General features: G+C 66.1%; 4 protein-coding genes and 1 pseudogene. All 5 read right to left on the minus strand.

The window, feature by feature from the left end; all coding sequences use genetic code 11:
* Window positions 1–259, minus strand: a pseudogene (locus ACE3TU_RS18880) (hypothetical protein); the annotation flags it as partial.
* Window positions 260–264: 5 nt separating this feature from the next.
* Window positions 265–600 carry a nitrite reductase small subunit NirD gene (gene nirD / locus ACE3TU_RS18885; RefSeq protein WP_374627040.1) on the minus strand — a complete coding sequence of 112 codons (336 nt, stop codon included), beginning with the start codon at window positions 598–600 and terminating at the stop codon, window positions 265–267.
* 4 nt (window positions 601–604) lie between these two features.
* Entirely contained in the window at window positions 605–3052 is a 2448-nt protein-coding gene (gene nirB, locus ACE3TU_RS18890; RefSeq protein ID WP_374627042.1) for a nitrite reductase large subunit NirB, read from the minus strand.
* A gap of 2 nt (window positions 3053–3054) precedes the next feature.
* Window positions 3055–3846: an ABC transporter ATP-binding protein gene (locus ACE3TU_RS18895; RefSeq protein ID WP_374627044.1), complete on the minus strand. Its 792-nt coding sequence runs from the start codon at window positions 3844–3846 to the stop codon at window positions 3055–3057.
* Between the two features lie 10 nt (window positions 3847–3856).
* Window positions 3857–4750 (minus strand): nitrate ABC transporter permease, encoded by an 894-nt coding sequence (gene ntrB, locus ACE3TU_RS18900; protein WP_374627046.1) that lies wholly within the window; start codon window positions 4748–4750, stop codon window positions 3857–3859.
* Window positions 4751–4790 lie beyond the last annotated feature (40 nt).

Below are 4790 nucleotides of genomic sequence, written 5' to 3' on the forward strand. Positions count from 1 at the left end.
TGCGCCGGAAGGTTGCCGCCACCAGATCGAGCGCCTTGTCCCATGAGGTGCGGACGCCGTCGACCTCGGGATGGAGCAGTCGGCCGTCGAGCGACAGCGTTTCTCCGAGCGCCGAGCCCTTGGAACAAAGGCGTCCGAGATTGGCTGGATGATCCGGGTCGCCGGCAATGGCCAGCGAACCGTCGGCGCGTCGCGATGCCAGCACGCCGCACCCCACGCCGCAATAGGGACAGGTGGTGCGAACGGTTTCCGATGCCACCGTCACTACTCGGCCGCGACCCTGAGCAACATGTCGGGCGCCAGCAGGATGCGCTGGTCCACGACGCGCACGGCGAAGGTGCGGACCTCGCCCTCGTCGGCGCCCAGCGCCCTGCCGGTTTCGAGATCGTAGACCCAGTTGTGCAGCGGGCACGTCACGGATGCGCCGTGCACGATGCCCTCGGCCAGCGGCCCGCCCCTGTGAGCGCAGCGGTTCTCGATAGCGAATATCTGGTCCTGCATGGTGCGGAACACCGCGATCCTGCCTTGCGGGGTGGTGACGCAGCGCGCACCTCGACGAGGAACGTCACTGACGGCGCCGATGTCGATCCAGTCGGTCATGGTGTTACTCCGCGGCCACGGGAAGGCCGAACTCGGCCATCGCGGCAAACTCGTGGGCATCCTTGCCGTTGACGCGCTCTTCCCACGGGTCGACCTGGGCGAAGCGCTGCGAGTAGACAAAGCGGTCGAAGTAGTGACGGCGCCTCGCGAGGTCATCGACGACGGCCGCCCTGATCGAGTCGATGCCGACGCGGTCGAGCCACTTGTAGATGCGTTCGAGATAGTGGCCCTGCTCGCGGTAGAGCTGGGTCAGGGCGACGATGATCTCCAGAGCCTCGTTGTCGCTGTCGGCATGGCAGAGCACCTTGGTGCCCTTGATCTCGAGTCCGGCGGCGCCGGCGAAGTGGATATCGTAGCCACTGTCGACGCAGATCACGCCGATGTCCTTGCAGGTCGCTTCGGCGCAGTTGCGCGGGCAGCCGGAGACGGCCAGCTTGAGCTTGGCCGGGGTCCAGGAGCCCCACATGAACTTTTCGAGACGTATGCCGAGGCCGGTGGAGTCCTGGGTGCCGAAGCGGCACCAGTCGGAGCCGACGCAGGTCTTCACCGTCCGCAGGCCCTTGGCGTAGGCTGCTCCGGAGACCATGCCGGCCGCATTGAGATCGGCCCAGACGGCAGGCAGGTCCTGCTTCCTGACCCCGAGAAGGTCGATGCGCTGGCCACCGGTCACCTTGACCGCGGGTATGGCGAACTTGTCGGCGACATCGGCGATGGCGCGCAGTTCCTTGGCGCTGGTCATGCCGCCCCACATGCGCGGCACGACCGAGTAGGTGCCGTCCTTCTGGATGTTGGCATGCACGCGTTCGTTGATGAAGCGGCTCTGGCCGTCGTCCTCGCATTCGCCGGGCCATTCGGCCACCAGGTAGTAGTTGAGCGCCGGGCGACACCTGGCGCAACCGCAGGACGTGCTCCATTGCAGTTCCTGCATGACGGCGGGGATGGATTTCAGTCCCTTGGCCGCGATCAGCCGGCGCACGTCGCCATGGCCGTACACCGTGCAGGGGCATATCGGCTTGACCGCTGCCGGGTTGTAGCCGTCGCCCAGCGTGATGTGGAGAAGCTGCTCGACCAGATGCGTGCATGACCCGCACGAGGCCGAGGCCTTGGTATGGGCGCGCACCTCGTCGAGTCCGGTCAGGCCCTTGCCCGAAATGGCGCCGGTGATCCTTGCCTTGCAGACGCCGTTGCAGCCGCAGATCTCCGCATCATCCGGCAAGGCTGCAACGGCCGCCATAGGGTCGAGGGGGGCACCCCCCTGGTAGGCCTGACCGAAGATCAGGGTATCGCGCATCGGGCGCGTGTCGGTGCCCTTCTTCAGCATGTCGAAGAACCACGGCCCGTCGGCGGTTTCGCCGTAGAGCACGGCGCCGATGATGCGGTCGTTCTTGAGCACCAGCCGCTTGTAGACGCCGGCGGTGGCGTCGCGCAGCACGATCTCCTCGCGATCCTCACCCTCGGCGAAGTCGCCGGCGGAGAACAGGTCGATGCCGGTGACCTTGAGCTTGGTGGAGGTGACCGAGCCCTGGTAGGAGGCCGGCTGGTCGAGCAGTGATTTGGCCAGCACCTCGCCCATCTCGTAGAGCGGCGCGACGAGGCCGTAGCAGGTGCCGCGATGCTCGGCACATTCGCCCAGTGCATGGATTGCCGGATCGTCCGTGCGCAGCTGATCGTCGACGACAATGCCGCGGTTGACGGCAAGGCCGGCCGCCTTGGCGAGGGCTGTCGAGGGACGGATGCCGACGGCCATGACGAAGAGATCGGCAGGGAATTCGGCGCCGCCTTCGAGCCGCACGGCCTCGACCCTGCCGTTGCCGAGGATTTCCCTGGTCGAGGCGCGGGTCACCACCTTGATATCGCGTGCGGCAAAGGCCTTCTCGAGCAGGTAGCCTCCCGCAGGATCGAGCTGACGCTCCATGAGCGTCGGCGCCAGGTGCAGCACGGTCACCTCCATGCCGCGCTGCCTGAGGCCGGCGGCCGCTTCGAGGCCGAGCAGGCCGCCACCCAGGACCACGGCACGACCGCCGCGCTCGCAGGCCCGCAGCATGGTGTCGACATCGTCGAGGTCGCGATAGGTCACGACACCGTCGAGTTCACGCCCGGGCAGCGGTGGAATGAAGGGCGACGATCCGGTGGCGATCACCAGCCTGTCGTAGCGCGCCACAATGCCGTTGGCGGACACGACCGTCCTCGTCGCCCGGTCGATCTGCGTGACCGGTGACGACTTGTGCAGCGTCACGCCATGCGTTGCGTACCAGTCATCCCCGTGGGTGATGATGTCTTCATAGGTCTTCTCGCCCGAGAGCACCGGGGAGAGCATCAGCCGGTTGTAGTTCACCCGCGGTTCGGCGTTGAAGATCGTGACGTCGTAGCGATGCGGATCGGCCTCGAACAGGTGCTCGAGCATGCGCCCGGGCGCCATGCCATTGCCGATTATGACGAGTTTTTCAGCCATGATCATGCCGCCTCGACGAAACGGTGGCGCACGTAGAGGAACTTCAGCACGGCCTCGCGACACTTGAGGTAGCTGCGGTCGGAAGCGAGTTCGAGCCGGTGGCGCGGCCGTTCGAGCGGCACCTTGAGGATCTCGCCGATCGTCGCCGCCGGACCGTTGGTCATCATGACGATGCGGTCGGAGAGCAGCACCGCCTCGTCGACGTCATGGGTGATCATGATCATCGTATTGCCGAGGCGCGAGTGGATCTCGGTCATCTGGTCCTGCAGGTGGGCGCGAGTCAGCGCGTCGAGCGCCCCGAAGGGCTCATCGAGGAGCAGTATCTTGGGTTCCATGGCCAGTGCGCGGGCGATGCCGACACGCTGCTTCATGCCGCCGGAGAGTTCGCCCGGGCGCTTGTCCTTGGCATGGGCCATCTGCACGAGATGGAGGTTCTGCATGATCCAGTCGTGCCGTTCGGCCGCGGTCTTGGTGCGGGCAAACACCTTGTCCACCGCCAGCTTGACGTTGCCGAAGACGGTGAGCCACGGCAGCAGCGAATGGTTCTGGAACACGACGGCCCGATCCGGCCCGGGCGTCGTGACTTCGGCGTTCTCGAGGATGATGCCGCCGGCGGAGGTTTCCGTCAGGCCGGCGATCAGGTTGAGCAAGGTCGACTTGCCGCAACCGGAATGGCCGATGATCGAGACGAACTCGCCCTTCTCGATGGTGAGGTTGATATCGCGCAGCACCTCGGTGGCGGCGGTGCCGCGGCTGAAGGATTTTCCGACGGACGAGACTTCGAGATAGGTCATTGCCGTGTCCTCAGTTGGCGGAGGTGCCGCGCGTGACGAGGGACCCGACCAGCGCAACGAGCCGGTCGAGGACGAAGCCGACGACGCCGATATAGACGAGGGCGACGATGATGTCGGTAAGGTGCGAGCTGTTCCACGCATCCCAGATGAAGAAGCCGATGCCGACCCCGCCGGTCAGCATCTCGGCCGCCACGATGGCGAGCCAGGAGAGGCCGATCGAGATGCGCAGCCCGGAAAAGATGTACGGGGCCGCGGCCGGCAGCATGATCCGGAAGAACGACTCGAACGGGTTGAGCCTCAGCACGCGCGCCACGTTGCGATAATCCTGCGGGATGTTGCGCACCCCGACCGTGGTGTTGATGATCACCGGCCAGATGGCGGTGATGAAGATCACGAAGATGGCCGACGGATTGCTGTCCATGAAGGCAGCGAGCGAAATCGGCAGCCAGGCCAGGGGCGGCACGGTGCGCAGGATCTGGAAGACCGGATCGAAGCCGCGCATCATCCATCTGGATTGGCCGATGACGGTGCCGATGACGATGCCCAGTGTGGCGGCGAGGCCGAAGCCGATCGCCACCCGCTGCAATGAGGTGATGACGCGCAGGCCGAGGCCGATATCCTGCGAGCCGTAGACAAAGAACGGATCGACGATCAGTTCGTAGCTCTGCGCCCAGACGGCGCTGGGCGGCGGCAGGGAAGACCCCGGCCGGGAACAGACCAGCTCCCAGAGGGTGAGGATCACCGCCAGCACCAGCAGCGGTGGCACCAGAACGGTCGCGAGGTGCCGGGTGCCGGCGGCGAGATCGAAACGGCGGGACCGCCTGGGCAGGGCCGTCACGGTGGCGGCCGGCCCCTTGAGCGGCAGCGCAGTCACATTGGTGTCGAGGCTGGCGGGAAGCGTCATCGCGGGGTCTCTCTGTGGGCGTCCGGACTGGCATGCCCTC

This window comes from Devosia sp. (assembly GCF_041917035.1).
Lineage (GTDB): Bacteria > Pseudomonadota > Alphaproteobacteria > Rhizobiales > Devosiaceae > Devosia_A.

Excerpts from the sequence above, each read along its gene's own strand:
- nirD (WP_374627040.1), bottom strand. The coding sequence starts at position 600 with ATGACCGACTGGATCGACATCGGCGCCGTCAGTGACGTTCCTCGTCGA.
- nirB (WP_374627042.1), bottom strand. The coding sequence starts at position 3,052 with ATGGCTGAAAAACTCGTCATAATCGGCAATGGCATGGCGCCCGGGCGC.
- ACE3TU_RS18895 (WP_374627044.1), bottom strand. The coding sequence starts at position 3,846 with ATGACCTATCTCGAAGTCTCGTCCGTCGGAAAATCCTTCAGCCGCGGC.
- ntrB (WP_374627046.1), bottom strand. The coding sequence starts at position 4,750 with ATGACGCTTCCCGCCAGCCTCGACACCAATGTGACTGCGCTGCCGCTC.